We start from the raw sequence: 15,592 nt of genomic DNA, 5'->3' as shown, positions 1-15,592 counted from the left end.
GCGCACCCACAATTAATTAAACTTCAGCAGTAGTGCAATTTCGAACTGCAGTATCTGCCGCAGGTGCGGAGTCTCGTCATCAAGCTTTTCGTGAATCTGGCGGTATTCGATGTAGCTGCTCATCGAGGCCATCTTATTGAACTGGTAACTTGCGCTCGGACGGATAAACCATTCGTGTGTCCGCGAGGGCACCGTACGGTCCGTAAGCTTCAGCTCGGGCTTGTAGGCTGCATCGGGAGCGTTGACGCTGGAATCGAAATGCCACTGCTTAAACACCCCGTCCGTACCGGACTCCTTATTCCACATGCTGTAGTTCTGATCGGGATTATATTCCTTGCGAATCGTCTTGTTGTAGTCGTAGCCCGCAGTCAATTTCAGGTCCAGGTTATTTTCAAGCTTGAAATACCACTTCCAAATCTGGAAGCCCTTTTTGAGCTTGAGCGGATAGGAAATCGTAAAGTCGTCCCCGATGTTTATGGCAAAATCGTTGTAAAGCGACGTATGTATCCACGGAGTTTCCCAGAAGTAATCGGAGGTATCGGCGATATTGCCCGTAGAATCCGGCCAACATGGGAGCCCGATGACTTCTTCCTTCGGACGTCTGTCTGTTGTCTCTATCTTGAATCGAACGCTATTCTCTATCTTCAGGTTTTTCTGAGTCAAGAAGGTCACGCGGATGAGCGGATTGAAGTTTATCTGATGCGCCCAGGAATCTTCTGCGCTCTGGAACGGCTTCACCGTCGTCGTGTAGGTATAGTCAAACCGATGGACCGTGCTCACACTCTTGAAGCTATTCAACAGAGGAATCCTTTGCGCAAAGTTCGGGACCGTCACGCCTACACCGATCTTCGGCCACACCGTCGTCGTATCTATGTAAAGCGGGTATTCCCTGGACTGCGCGAAATCTTCTTTCCACTGCAAATCGCCGGTAATGCCGATATCCCAAATAGGCAGGGTAAAGCCGGAACCAATCTGGAAGCTACGGGAAACCGCATGGCGGAAGTTGCCCTGGTAGACAAGGGTATCGACATCCTTGCTGCGGTATTGGCCGAACCTTTCGAAATCACCGCGCGAAGTAAGTCCCATATCCCCGGATACAATATTCCACAGGCCACGATTGCGGTAGCCGTTACCAAGGCCTAATCCGTATAGGTAATACTGGAAGGGTGTCACGCCCTGCTGTTCGTACAGCTGCGCAAGTGTAAAGTTTTCACCGATGGTATTCGTGCTGGCCGTCCAGTTCATGCGAATTTCGCGCCACTTGATTTTTTCAAGAGCCTTCACAGCCATGGATTCCTTTCCGAACAATTTAACAAGGTCGACAATCTTGAGCGTGGGTGTGAATTCAAACCGGTTCGTCTGCGAAATCGTCCAGTAATTCTTTTCGAGCGTCTTCTGGTTCATGAAGTCAAAGTCATCGGGAATTGTCTTTTGCTGGTTGAAGTCAGAAGTAAATCCCATGTTGAACGGCAGGAACGGAATCAGGCGAGGGTTGAAATTGACCTTGAACTGCTGGTTTCTAGAACGTTCGTTGCGGAGAATGCCGTAGGACTTGCCATATTGGCGGCTACCGACGCTATCCACCTTGTAGAACGTGGTGCTATCATAAAGAATCGTGTAAGAATCCGGATTGGACATGTCGATAGCCATATCCTTGCCCGAAGCATCCTTCTTCGGGATCGTATCCGTCGGGATAATCACGAGGCTGTCGCGCGAAATATAGACCTTCCTGTCGGTATGGTCGTAATCGAAAACATACCCGCTAGCAAAAAGCCCGCCTTCATCGGTGGTAAAGAAGTTTTCTTTCACGAAGCCTTCGCGGTCGCCGCCACCATACATGTCGCGCTTGATATTTAACGAGTAGCTCGTAGAAAGGAACGACAGGATGTTCCAGCGCATGTTGAGCTTATGCGTGAGGTCCGCCGTATAGGTGACGACCTTGTCCACCTGCGGTTCCACGAAATCCGGATCTCGCACCTGGTTCACGTAGCGGACATAGTTCAAATCGAACAGTGTCACATCGAACGTCTGCGGCCAAGGTTCGAACTCCGTCTTGGAGAGCGCCTTCAGGATTGCGTTTTCGGAATTCGCAAGCGATCCGAACGGCTTCATCTTGAACAGGCTGAACGTTCCGAGCTTGTATTCAAAAACCGTATGGTAAGCATACGTAGAATCTGCCGCCGTAGTCGCGCGGCCTTCGCTCTGCTTGAAAGAGTAGCTCGCCGCGGGGCGTTCCAGAAGCATCTGCGACAGCACCTCGCCCACCTTGGATTCAGAAGCCTTGTAGCTCTTGCTGTAGCTGATACTGAAGTTCTTCTCGCGCGTGTAGGATTCATAGCCCTTAGACTTGGCTTCGTCACGCAGTTCCTGTTCCTTCTTGTCAGATGTCACCGAGAGTTCGTTCTGGAACATGTCCTTCGTAAGGTTGCCAAATCCGCTATGTTCGAGCGTCAGGTCATCGGAGGGCTTCATGTACGGCCGCTTCGTCGAGCTTCTGTAGCCCAAATTCATCGGGATGCGGAATCCCAGGCTATCCGGGAGGAACTTGTTCAAATTGACCGACACGTCGGCCGACACGTCCAACTGCGAAGCTGCCTGCGACGCCTTCGGCTTCGGGGACCCACCCGTCGTCGACAGGGTCGCAAAGTTTCCATCCTGATAGCGGACGGCGCCCGAAACGGAGAGGAAGTCCGCAAAGTTCACCTGTCCCGAGGTGCGCGCCGCATAGCCCCATTCCGTATCCATATCCGACAGCCTGAGGTCATCAATCCAGAACGTTCCCTTGAGATCCGCCGGCGAGGCATTCGAATCCGCGATAATCACGAAGCGCATCCAGTCGATGCTTGACACGGTGGGGTTACCGACCAGCTTAATGCGTTCATCGCGGTCACCGCCCAGTTCCTTCACGACCGGTTCCAAAAACGGCGGATGCCGGCCCTGCTTCAGGTCAGAGAAGTCCGAGACATTCATCGCAAACGCGTTGTCGAGCCAGTTCTGCTCATGGCAATCCTGGTCACGTTCCGACGACGAACATTCGTATTTCACCGGGCGGAAGCTCCATTCATAATAATCCGAAGAACCTTCAAGAGATCCCGAGCCAAACTGCATCGCGAAGCGCACCGGAACCTTCTCGGCCTCGGTTACATAGTGTATTTCCATCTTCAACGACTTGTAAGACGCAAGGTTTTTCTTGTCCGTTTCGAACAGGCGCGTCACGCCCACTTCCTGCCCCGGATTCATATTCTGGTAATCAAGGACAAGGGATGTTTCCTTGAGCGGCGCGTTTGTTTCGGAATCCCGCTCCGTCTTGGTATTCGGCGACTTGAAATAAGTATTCGCATTCTCGCGGCTGTTAATGGTCGAAACTTTTATGTAGCTGGTATCCGATGTCGATACATTTTCCGAAACCTTCATCTCGTTGCCATTTACGCTCACCACCTGCGAATTCTCGTTGGAAGACGTCTTATAGAAATCCGCAACCGTAGTTTCTTCCCAGGCATTGCCAACGACCGCAAGACCCACGACCTGGACCTTCGCCTCCGCGACACCCGGATTCAGCTTTCCAATCCAGAGACGAGTGTAGAGCGCCTGAGCGAGGATCGACTTGTAGCTGCTCCCCGTCGAAGACACGAGCGTATCATACTGGTTCAGCGGGATGCGCCACTTGCGCCAGCCATTCTTCAAGCGGTCAAAGTTCGCCTCGTTCGTATCAGAAAGATCTATGCGGTAGCGGACGAAGCTAATGTCGGTATCGAGAGAACCGTTCTTGTTGATGTCCTCGGTATCGTAGGTGCGTTCACCCGAGTTGTTTTCAGTACCGTTAATCGTTACCGGCGGGTCGCTGTCGTCATCCAGGTTCTCGTCGAAGTTGTCCAGCGAGATATCCGTCGTCGGTCCCGCATTGCGAGAATTGACTTCCGAGGAGATACATCCAGAGATTCGGCAATCCCACACCTGGCGTTTTTCGTCTGCACCGCTAGTCCCGTCCAGGCCCTTGTCATGAAGTGCCGTCGTAGAGCCCAAGTCATTTTCGCCATTATAGAACCCGTCAGGTTCGTAACCATTAATGGAAAGGTCTTCGCTGACCTGCCCGAGATCGAGGTAAAGCGAGCCTACGTTTCCGCGAGCCACAATCTCGATATACTTCATCTCGCTCATGTCCTGGTAGTAGGCGCTGTTCGGACGCATGATGCCGCCCCACGAATTTCCCACCAGGTTGTCGTTCGCACGGAGCGTCATCTTCAGCACGGTCAAGTGCTGGTTGTCGACATCGGAATTGCCCACATTGGGGTAGATGTACTTGTAAAGTTCCGTGTTATTGCTGTGCCAAATGAATTCGCCCTTATGGCGGTAATCCTGATTCTCGATGTAAGTCGAAGGATTAGCGGACACACCGCCCGGAGGCGACGCATGATACCAGGAGAGCCTCGACAGCGGATAGGTCAGCCCCGAGGAGGTCGCTTCGAAATCTTCGACAAGCGCTTCGGCGTCTTCGCTCGTATTCGCATTGTGGCGGCTTCCGGCAAATTCGGCTTCGAACCTCCAGCTGGACTTTGCTTCCGTGTTAATGCCCGGAATCTTATTCACGAGGTCCGTAAACACCTGGACCGTATCCTGGAGCCTCAGGTTCATGCCCCACAGGAAACTGGAGAAGGGTTCGTTGCCGAGAGTCGGCGTCTTGGCCGTCGTGCTCTGGCTCTTGTAGAGGGCCGTAATGCCAAAGAGGGAGCCGGTGCCGAACCCGTAACGTTCCAGCGGCAGTTCCGCACGCGCACCGAGCAAAAGCTTGTTGTCAATTTCGAACAGAGGCTCGCATTCGAACTTCACCTTGATTTCCTTGTTCGGGTCAAGGGCACGTTCGCTCAGGAGCTCAATCTGTCCCAATTCGTAGTTCACCTCGTAGTCGACGCCGCGCGTAAGGACCGTGGAACCGGAAGTCAGCTTTTCCGTTCCCGGCGAAATATCCATACAGGCGCTTCCGCTCACGGAATAACTGGAATTCGGGTCGCGGACACTGATGGTGGAACTGCGGCGCTTGCCGACGGATTCAAAATAGAACTGGCTCGTGTAACGGTTCAGGTTGTAAACCGGCAGCGTATACAGTTGCGATACTGCGTTCGAGGAATCCAGCAGGCGGAACGGTTCAAGGCAGTTCGCGCGAGCGCGCTCCGTCGCATTCGGTCCGCTATACTCCGACAGAGGCTTACACGGAAGCCACATTTCACCCGTATAGTTGCCGCTCGCGTCCTTCTTGAAAATCGTAGCGTCGCTCACGAGGGGACTTCCGGTCGAAGTGTCCGCCACCCCTAGAGTCTTGAGGAACGAACCGGCCACGCCCGACTTGTTCTTCATGCGCAATACGAAGCTGCTGGCGCTCGCATCCGAGATACCGATGCTATACACGTTACGCAGCATCAACTTGTCGATGTCGGTCAGTTCGGCAAGAGTCGCATCCCACTGGATAAGGACGACTCGCGCCCCGTCATTTACCGTTGTTCCAGTCCTTCCCGTCCCGTCGTTGCTCCAGCTCGCAGCGAGAAGCGTAGAACGGGTCACCCCGTTCACCTTCACGATACCCGTCTTGGGGTCGTAGGTGAAATCGCTCGACGGAATCTCGACCATGCGTTCCACAGTCTTCTCGACCGTCTTGCCGTTCGGAGCCTTGTAGACGACCGTGATATTGTCGATGACATCCTTCGACGCGTTCATCGCGCTACGCTTGTAGAGCTTGAGGTTCGTCGCCGGATAGTTGGAAGTCGTCCGCCCCGCGATACCCGCATTGATGTAGGCGCTACGCGCTTCATGATTCAAGAAGTAATAGCGGTAGGCAACAAACTGCTTGTCGAGCACCTGGAATTCGGTCGTCGTCTCGCTCGCATTGATGGTGTATTCTTCCTGGCTTCCTCCATCCTGCGAAGCAATCGTCGTGAGTTTCCAGTCGCCCAGCTTCCAGTCAGCCTTGATACCGAACAGGCCCTGATGGTTCTCCGAGTAACCCGTCAGTTCGGTACCCGAAAGCGAAAGCGAAGTCGTACCCGCTTCCACGCGCTGCAGAATGTAATCTTCGAATTCTCCCTTGAACGATTCCTCGTAGACGACGCGCACCTGGTTCTGCACCCCCAGGCCGCTTTCGACATTGTTGACCTCGACCGTGATGTAGGGACCGATCTTGCCCTTCACCATGAAGCTCGGTTCATATTCCAAGGTCGGCGAAGGCCAAAGGCTCGTCTTGGTGCTTCCCTCCGCGTCATCCAGTTCGCCGTAACCCTTGAAGCGAACGTTCATCGTTCCCTGGAGCATGAGCTTCGGCTTGTCGAAGCCGAAAGTTTTCATCCACGCAGGCATGTTCACCGGGATGGTGATATCGAACATAGAACCCGTTTCCGGAGCCTCGTACCCGCCGTCACGCTGGCCAACAAGACTGCTGAGCCAAAGGTTCTTACGGCCAATGTCGTACATGTCGGCCACGTAATCCGTGAGTTCAGGGTAATGCGCCGTCCAAAGAGTCGTCGTGTCGCGCGAGACACTGTTCACGCGTTTCTCGCTCACATCCAGTTCGCGGGTCGCCATGTTGATGTCATGGCTGAACACCTGCCCCCTGTTCGACTTCATGAGCATGGGCGAAGAACCCACGCCGCCAAAAGGCAAAAGACTGTTCAGGGGATATGTGGATGGAGGCAGGGGGAAATAGTCCAGTGTCGGCTGCCATTCCGTTTCGGCAGGATCCTGGGGCTGGGCTTCATCCGCATTTTCCGCTGCAGGAGCAACGTCTGCAGGAGCGCTCTCCTGAGACCACGAAATGCCGAACGCCGCAAGGCAAAGGGCAAGCAAACCCGTCGGGGCTTTATGTCCAAACTTCCTAAAAAGCAACAGTCTTAAAATACAGAATTCGGCGGCGCCAAATCCAGTAAAAAAGTTGATTTTGCGGTAAATTAGAAAATTATAACAAGGGAGAAGCTACATAAAAAGGAAATCCCCGCAAAATGCGGGGATTAAATCCTTGAATCGGGAGGTTGCTCCGAGACGTTAGATGAACGCCTCGATACCGCCCTTGCACTTCTCCCAGCTCGAATTCTTCTTGCACAGGAGTTCCATCATCTTGTCGTAGGTCGCCGTGTTCGAGAAGCCCTTCCACAAGCGACGTTCCACGGATTCACCGCTATCCTTGTCAATCGTGGTAATCGTGTCGTAGTAGGCCGGATTATCCTTGAACTCGTTAATCAGGATGCCCTTCAAGTCTTCCGTATAGATCCTGGAAGCGTACTTGAGGATGGATTCGTTGAAGTTGAGTTCGTTCTCGACGAGCCATTCGAAATCCTGGATAGGATCGCCATAGACGAGCCAGTGCTTGAGAGCGAGAGCCACGACGAGATCCCTCACGGCGCTGCGGAAGATGAACTTGTCTTCGAGGCGGCCATTCCAGGTAATCTTGGTCAGCGGGTTATCGTCGTTGGCTTCGATAGAGACACCCTTGCCCGGAGTTACGCGACGAATCTTGATCGGGAGACGGCTAAGAAGCTGCCATGCCTTCGTGAAGGCAATCGTCTTTCGCACGAAGTCCTTTTCCTTGTCCGGCGAAACGCGCACGAAGGCACCGAAGCAACGCTGGTAAAGCGTTTCCTTGTCGAAGATGCAGTCGCTGCTGCGGCATTCGCTGAGCTTGCCGTCCATCATGAACAGAGTCTTCGCAAGTTCCGGGCGCATGCGCACTTCGAGCTTGCGGGTACGGGCCTTGAGGCGCACGCCGTCCTTGTACACGTAGGTAAAGCCTTCTTCCTGGTAACGCTGCCAAATGAAGAACTGCAGGTCGTCGGCGGCACGCAGGTGATAGCTGAACACCGGGTTCTGGCGGTTGTTGGCCATGGTCACCTGGTTCAGGAAGTTGTCGGCACCGGGGTACGGCACCACGACCTTCACCAGGACCTGCGGGTTCACCGGCTTCTTGCTTCTCTTTGCATAGGTTTCATAGGTAAAGAGCGACTGGGCGCCGTTAATGATCTTCGGACGTTCGATCACGAGGACCTTCTTGCCGTCGCGTTCCTTCGCACGGAGGTCATCGCCCGTAAGGGTCATGCCGTTATGCAGGAACGGGAAATCGTCCACGTTCACGTTCTCGTCGTCGTTACGTTCCATGGTCTGGAAGGCGTCGATGAGGGCCGCGTTCGTATGCGTGAGGTTACCGAGATAAGTACGGATGTTGCTCGAGACAATCGCCATGTTGTGCTTCGTCTTGAGGCGCTTGCCAAGAGCAACGTGATAATCAAAAATCGTGCGGATGGGGCAGAATCCGAGGAAAAGTTCACCGTGGTCGCTCGTGAGGTGAAGCGGTTCGGACTCCATCACGATTTCGAGCTTGTCGTCGGCACTGCGAAGATCCTTGGTAAGGTCGTCATGCTCGGCCATGATTTCAAGCTTCGCTTTGACTTCGTTCTTCCAGATGGCAAGCTTGCGGCGCATGTCCTTGAGGGTGCGTTCGAGTTCGGAATCAGTGAGATCGCGGCTTGCCTTGGTACGGAGAACCGTAATCTGGAGCGTTTCCATGTAGGGGCGGCTAGCCGGCGTATCTTCGTCATCCTCTTCGTCGCCGTCAGAAATCTTCTTTACATCCCACGGGTCAGCCTCCTCGCGGAGCGAAAGGAAGAACGGGTTCGTGGGGTCGCTCGTACGGAACACTGCAATCTGCAGCTGCTTGAGGTCGGAATTCAAGTGGGCCACCACCTTTTCGAGGGGGGTATCCTCATCCAGGAAGATGAAGAACTCCATGAAGCCCTGTGAATACTGGAAGCCGTGGAAACAGCCGTTCTCGTCTAGGTTCAGATGCCGGAGTGCCTTGATTCGGTCGTTGGGATCGTTGGGGTTCAGACTCAAGAGGCTAGCGACGAATGCTAAGCGGCGTTCCTGCGATTTTGTTAGTTCCATTTTTTCCTCAATGATTCTTCTTGCGGCCCACCATATTTAGATATATAATAGACCACTTCGGATTTCGCACACTAAAAATAGTTTCAAAACTACAATTTGAGTAAAAAAATAATAAATCTTTTTGTAAAAAGACCAAGAATACCCCTAAAAATAATGCACAAATGAGCAAATTCCAATCAAAAATATCTTTTCCGGGCATTTTCCCCCGCGGATTTCGTCAAAAAAGCTATGATTTAGACGAGAACCAAAACGATCTAGGAGTGCCGTATGAATTTGCTTGATATCATCACCAAAGCCAAGGCCGAAAAAGCTAAAGTGCTGGACCTTTCGCAGAAGGAACTCCGGCTGCTTCCGCCTGAACTTTTCGAAATCGAAACCCTCGAAGAGCTCAACCTGGACCGCAACAAGCTGGTCGAAATCCCCGACGAAATTGCAAAGCTCAAGAACCTGAAGAGCCTTTCGGTGAGCGAAAACGACCTGATGGAGCTTCCCGAGACAATCGGCGAGCTCAAAAACCTGGAACACCTCTACCTGGGCTACAACAGCCTCTCGGAACTCCCGAGTTCCGTCGGCAACCTCGAGAATCTCCGCACGGTAAACATCGCGAAGAACCAGATGCTGGACCTGCCCCTCGAAATCGGCAAGTGGACCAAGGTCGTGAAGCTGTCCCTCCACGACAACATGCTTTCGGAAATTCCGGCCTCCATCGGCCGCATGAAGGGTCTCGTGAAGCTCTACCTCGACAACAACGACCTGACGGCCATTCCCGCATCCATCGGCAACCTCGAGAACCTCGAGATCCTCATGGTGTCGGGCAACAGCCTCGGCTCCGTGCCTTCCGAACTGGGCAACCTGAAAAAGCTCCGCGAACTCGTGCTGGACGCAAACCAGCTCGATTCCCTGCCGGACACTCTCGTCCAGTGCGATTCCCTGGAAACCGTATCCATTGTCGAGAACCCAATGGAAGACGGAGTCCCTCGCCAGCTCCTCGACAAGAAGGGTCTGAAGATAGACCAGTAGCCTATGCGCATGCGCCTGTGGCCACTTTTACCTATAGCCCTCCTTGTCGGCTGTAGCGATTTCCTTTCGCCTGTCGAGAGCACGCCCGAACCGACGGAATACGAGTTCAACTACTGGCTCCTGCAAAGGACCTACCTCTACGAGGACGAGCTTGCAGGTCTCCCCGAGAACGGCGATTCCGTGCAGGCTCTTTACGGAGCGCTTTCCGATCGCTACACACGTTACGTGGAGCCCTCCCGAAGCGAAGCCGTCACCGAATCGCGCAACACGAGCATCATCACGGGCGATATCGGACTCGAATACATGGAAGATTTCAGGTTCGAGCACCCGCTCTTTGTCTATCGCGTCTATCCCGAAAGCCCGGCAGCGAAGGCCGGAGTCCCCAGGTACGGGAATATCATATCCATCAACGGGACCGAACTTAAAGGCGAAGACGCCTACAGCACGTTCCGTGCCGTATTCTCGCAATCAGCGGATATCGTCCTCGAAATCGCATTCGACGACAGCGTCACAGTCTACAGCATGCACCGTGAGAGCATCTACGCGCCGACCATCTTCGTCGACACCATCCAGGGAACGGAAGTCATCTCCATCCGCGAATTCAAGCCGAACACCATCGACCGCGAAAAAGGAACCTACGGCGAACTCCGAAACCACCTGGATTCCACGAAGGGCGACACCTCGGTCCGCATTATCGACCTGCGAGGCAACCCCGGCGGGCATGTCGACCAGTGCATTCCCATGGCAGACCTCTTCGTCCGAGCCGGGACCCTATCGACAAGGTCATGGTCGACCTTCGACGCGAGCGGCAGCCGCATCCACATGCAGCGCTCTATCCATGCCAAGGGAGGCGACCCCGGAGAATCGGGCAAGTTCATTATCCTGGCCAACAACGGAAGTGCCTCCTGCGCAGAGATTTTCATTGCAGCCGTCCGCGAGCTTACGGATATTCCCGTCGCAGGAACCACCACCTACGGGAAGGGCATCGGGCAGTCGGCATGGACCACCGTCGCAGGCGGGCTCGCGACCATCACGACCCTTGAGTTCAAGACTCCCAATGGGAATTCCTACCACAAAAAAGGAATCGTCCCCGATTACCCCTGCAAGGAAGGTGCAACCATATCCTGCGCCGTCGACGCTATAGGCACCCATTTTCAAAAATCCTTAAAAAAGGGATATCACGGCCTCCATGCACAAGAACCCACCATACTCAGGCTTAATTCTCCCGACACAGCCTATTCCGGTGGCGCATGGACGGAAAACTTGCTATTTTAGGAAAAAAGGAGACCCGCATGAACGCATTCAAACACATTGCTTTTTTAGCATTTTCATCGCTAGCGCTATTTTCGATAAACGCCTGCACAACGACATCGGGGACATGGCTGGACGACCCGTTCAACAATGATTTCGACAACCTGGCCGAAGATCAAAAAGAACTCGTTTACAACGGATTCCTGCTTCAGTCTTTCTACGTAAACGCCTCGACCGAACTGAGGGACGCCGATGTTTACGATGGCAAGGGAGCATCACACGGCTTTTCTCCGGACGATTACGAATACCCCGACGTATCGTACATGTACAGCACCATAAACGACAACTACACCAACTACTACAGCCCCCGCATTGCCGACCGGATTATCAACCTGCTGACCTACTCGGAGACCGCAATCGGCATCGGTGCAAAGGTCAAGCCGTATACAAGCCCCTCCTGCGCCGAGACGGATGAAACCTGCAGCGATTCGGTCACCGTGTTCGAATTCTCCCAAGTCTACAAGGGCGGGCCGGCGGAAGCCGCAGGCATCAAGAAAGGCGACATTGTCGTTTCCGTCAATGGGACAGTCCCGAACACGGTAGACGCATTTGACAAGCTGACCACCGGCCAGGAAGGCGAAAAAATCACCCTGGAAATTTCCCGCGATGGAGACTCCCGTGAAATCGTAATCACGCTGGCGCCCTACATCTCGCCCACCGTCTTTGTTGATGACTACAAAGGCATTCCCGTCATCACCATTTCCGAATTTACAGACACGACAACGCTCGCTTCCGGCACCTATGGCGAATTCCTCGAGGCTCTTGAAGAAACCGACGGAGCGCCGTCCACTATCATCGACCTGCGCGGGAACCCCGGCGGAAGCGTCGATCACTGTCTGAATATTTCCGCCGAACTCGTCTCCAAGAACGACACCCTGGTCACCATCATCGAGCACGGGCTCGACGAAGACTACGAAGCCGTCGTGGATACGGTCACCTACACAGCGGATTCGGACGGTCTCGGCAAGGGACGTTACTATGTATTCCTCGCCGACACCGGTAGCGCCAGCTGTGCCGAAATCATGCTCGCGGGTGTTGCGCACAATACCAAATCCCCGATTGTAGGCATGGTCACCTACGGAAAGGGAATCGGTCAATCATACCTTGGAACCTACGCAGGGGGAATCGCAGGCATCACCAGCATGAGAATCATGGACAAATACGGCAAGAGCTATCACCGGTTCGGGTTTGCCCCCGATTACGAGGAAGCGGACCCGGACAAGGCTCTCGAGAAGGCCTATTCCCTGGCAGAGGATGCAACCGCCGTCGGAACCGTAAGCTACGGGACGACGGACTTGGGACACTTCACGCTGCAAAAATCCCAACGCGGGAACAAGAGCCCCAAACGCGGCGGAGCGTTCAAGATACTCCGCAAGCCCATTGCAAAACCGGCGCCGCTCAAGTAGCCTTCACGCCATAACGGAAAAGGACCCCGAATGGGGTCCTTTCCTATTTACTGATTTCCGTTTGCTTAGTTTGCAGCAGCGGGAGCGGCCTCGGCCTTCGGGGCTTCGGCAGGCTTGGCTGCAGCCTTGGGAGCAGCCTTAGCCTTCGGGGCTGCCTTGGCAGGCTTTTCTTCCTTGGCAGGTTCAGCGGCGGCCGGAGCGGCGGCGGCATGCGTATCGATGAGTTCCATTTCGAATACGAGCACGCTGTTGCCCGGAATCTGCGGGCCACGTCCGTGCGGGCCATAGGCAAGATCACTCGGGATCCATGCGGTCACCTTCTCGCCCACCTTCATGAGCTTGAGCATTTCCGTCCAGCCCGGGATGACGGCGTTGATCGGGAATTCGAGCGGTTCGCCACGGTCGACGGAGCTATCGAACTTGGTTCCGTCGAGAAGCGTACCGGTATAGTGGACCTTGACAACGTCGGAATCGCTAGGAACGGCGCCCGTACCTTCGGTAATGACCTTGTACTGGAGGCCGCTTTCCGTCGTCACGACACCTTCGGCAGTCTTGTTGGTGGAAAGGAACGCTTCGCCAGCGGCCTTGCGTTCTTCATTGGCGATGCTGTCCTTCTTGTTTCTTTCTTCCTGGTTCTTCTGCTGGAGTTCCATCAGGTTTGCAAACACGACAGAGTCCGTCATCAGGTACTTGGCGGAATCCTGCATGTAGCGTTCCTTAAATGCCTGGATAAACACATCCACATCCAGGTCGATAGAATCACGGGTCACCAGCTGGAAATGGGCCTGGTTGCCGAAATGGGCACCGAGAGCGTAGCTGTACTTCTCCTTGTCCGTATTGAGGGAGGTCTTGGCGGCCTGGCCCTGAGTACAAAACTGGTCGCATCCCGTCATCATAAGGGCAAGCGTTCCAGCAGCAACTATAAATTTAGTCTTCATAGAGTCCTCTTTTTTGTGTGTTTCTTATCACACTCTTAAAATAGCAAATCCAGCATGTTTTTTATCATGCAAAACTATTTTTTACATGGCCTTTTTCATATATTATGGGCAAAAACAATCAAGGTATACTGAACATGTGCGGAATAGTCGGCTACATCGGCCCAAATGATGCTTTACCCATCCTCGTTGGCGGTCTCAAGAAACTGGAATATCGCGGTTACGACAGTTCGGGCGTCGCCCTCATCGAAAACGCGAAAATAGAGATTGTCCGCGCATCGGGCAAGATCAGCGCCCTCGAAAACAAGCTCAAGACCACCCATATTGGCGGAAACATCGGCATCGCCCACACCCGTTGGGCCACCCACGGAGCACCGACCGAGGCAAATGCCCACCCCCACGTGAGTTACGACGGCAAGATTTCCATTGTCCACAACGGAATCATCGAGAACTACGCAACCCTCAAGGCGAAACTCATCTCCGAAGGCGTGCAGTTCAAGTCCGAAACCGATACCGAAGTCGTCGCCCACCTCATCGCGAGGTTCTACAACGGCGATCTCAAGACAGCCGTGCTCAAGACTCTCGCCAAGATCGAAGGCACGTTCGGCCTCGCCGTCATCTGCAGCGAAGAACCGGGTACCCTCATCGGAGCCCGCCGCGGAAGCCCCCTCATCCTGGGAATCGGGACCAACTCCGAATTTTTCCTTGCGAGCGACGTTTCGGCAATCATCAACCATACGCAGAAAGTCGTCTACCTCGACGACAACGACGTGGTGCAAATTAAGGACGGTGCCTACTCCATCGTGAACATGAACAGCCACGAAGTCCAGCGCGACGTTCAGGATGTGGAATTCGATGCGGACGCCATTGCGAAGGGCGGGTTCGCGCACTTCATGCTGAAAGAAATTTTCGAGCAGCCTGAAGTGCTCCGCAATACCATGCGCGGCCGCCTGCTCGCCGCCGAAGGGAACGCGAAACTCGCGGGCCTCGACACGAACATCAAGGAACTGAGGAACATCAACCGCATCATCATCACCGCCTGCGGCACAAGCTACTATGCGGGCATGGTCGGCGAATACATGATCGAGGACCTGGCGGGTGTTCCGGTGGAAGTCGAATACGCATCCGAATTCCGCTACCGTAACCCCATCATCAAGCCGGGCACGCTCGTGCTCGCCATCAGCCAGTCCGGCGAAACGGCCGACACGCTTGCCGCCCTCAAGGAGGCCCAGCAGAAGGGTGCGACCGCACTTGCGATATGCAACGGCGTGGGCTCCACAATCGCCCGCACGAGCGACGGCGGCGTGTACCTGCACGCAGGCCCCGAAATCGGCGTGGCGAGCACCAAGGCGTTCACCAGCCAGGTGACCGTACTTGCGATGATTGCACTCTTGCTCGGGCGCCAGCGCAGGCTCAGCTTCGAAACCGGAGCGGACATCGTGAAGGCGATGCAGGAACTCCCCGCACTCGTAGAACAGACACTGCAGCTTTCGGACCAGATTGCGGGCATTGCGCAGAAATACGCGAAGGCGAACAACTTCCTGTATCTGGGCCGCCACTTCAACTACCCCGTCGCCATGGAAGGCGCCCTGAAGCTCAAGGAAATCAGCTACATACATGCCGAAGGCTATCCCGCCGCCGAAATGAAACACGGTCCCATCGCCCTCATCGACGAGAATATGCCCGTGGTGGTCATCGCCCCGAAGGACGCCCTGTTCGACAAGGTCATCAGCAACGTGCGCGAAATCAAGGCCCGTGGTGGACGCGTCATCGCCGTCACCACCGAAGACTGCAAGCCGCTCGACGAATTTGCGGACCACCTCATCAAGGTCCCGAAGACCATCCCGATGCTCATGCCGATCGTGACATGCATTCCGCTGCAGCTCCTCGCCTACCACATCGCGGTTCTCCGCGGAAACGACGTGGACCAGCCGCGCAACCTCGCAAAGAGCGTGACGGTGGAGTAAAGCAAGCCCCGAGGCTATTTGATTTTCTAGATTT

General features: G+C 54.5%; 7 protein-coding genes. 4 read left to right on the top strand and 3 right to left on the bottom strand.

What is annotated here, in order from left to right; all coding sequences use genetic code 11:
- Positions 1-12 precede the first annotated feature (12 nt).
- Positions 13-6,870, bottom strand: coding sequence for a cell surface protein SprA (sprA, locus tag B4B27_RS00210; protein WP_290722553.1), 6,858 nt, complete (start codon positions 6,868-6,870; stop codon positions 13-15).
- Between the two features lie 156 nt (positions 6,871-7,026).
- Positions 7,027-8,919: an AIPR family protein gene (locus B4B27_RS00205; protein ID WP_173364912.1), complete on the bottom strand. Its 1,893-nt coding sequence runs from the start codon at positions 8,917-8,919 to the stop codon at positions 7,027-7,029.
- Between the two features lie 267 nt (positions 8,920-9,186).
- Between B4B27_RS00205 and B4B27_RS00200 the strand changes: the two genes are divergently transcribed.
- Genes B4B27_RS00200 through B4B27_RS00190 form a run of 3 tightly spaced genes read left to right on the top strand, consistent with a single transcriptional unit; the run spans position 9,187 to position 12,656 of the window.
- Positions 9,187-9,939: a leucine-rich repeat domain-containing protein gene (locus tag B4B27_RS00200; RefSeq protein WP_173380823.1), complete on the top strand. Its 753-nt coding sequence runs from the start codon at positions 9,187-9,189 to the stop codon at positions 9,937-9,939.
- A gap of 9 nt (positions 9,940-9,948) precedes the next feature.
- Entirely contained in the window at positions 9,949-11,214 is a 1,266-nt protein-coding gene (locus B4B27_RS00195; RefSeq protein WP_290722552.1) for a S41 family peptidase, read from the top strand.
- Between the two features lie 17 nt (positions 11,215-11,231).
- Positions 11,232-12,656: a S41 family peptidase gene (locus B4B27_RS00190; RefSeq protein ID WP_290722551.1), complete on the top strand. Its 1,425-nt coding sequence runs from the start codon at positions 11,232-11,234 to the stop codon at positions 12,654-12,656.
- 65 nt (positions 12,657-12,721) lie between these two features.
- On the opposite strand, the gene B4B27_RS00185 is transcribed toward B4B27_RS00190, so the two are convergent.
- Complete coding sequence (locus tag B4B27_RS00185; protein WP_173364916.1) at positions 12,722-13,594, bottom strand: FKBP-type peptidyl-prolyl cis-trans isomerase; 873 nt, start codon at positions 13,592-13,594, stop codon at positions 12,722-12,724.
- 134 nt (positions 13,595-13,728) lie between these two features.
- On the opposite strand from B4B27_RS00185, the gene glmS reads away from it, so the two are divergent.
- Complete coding sequence (gene glmS / locus B4B27_RS00180; protein ID WP_290722550.1) at positions 13,729-15,558, top strand: glutamine--fructose-6-phosphate transaminase (isomerizing); 1,830 nt, start codon at positions 13,729-13,731, stop codon at positions 15,556-15,558.
- Positions 15,559-15,592 lie beyond the last annotated feature (34 nt).

The organism is Fibrobacter sp. UBA2449, assembly GCF_002342555.1.
GTDB lineage: Bacteria > Fibrobacterota > Fibrobacteria > Fibrobacterales > Fibrobacteraceae > Fibrobacter.
Note: the sequence above shows the minus strand (reverse complement) of the source record. Positions and strands in the feature narration are given on the sequence as shown.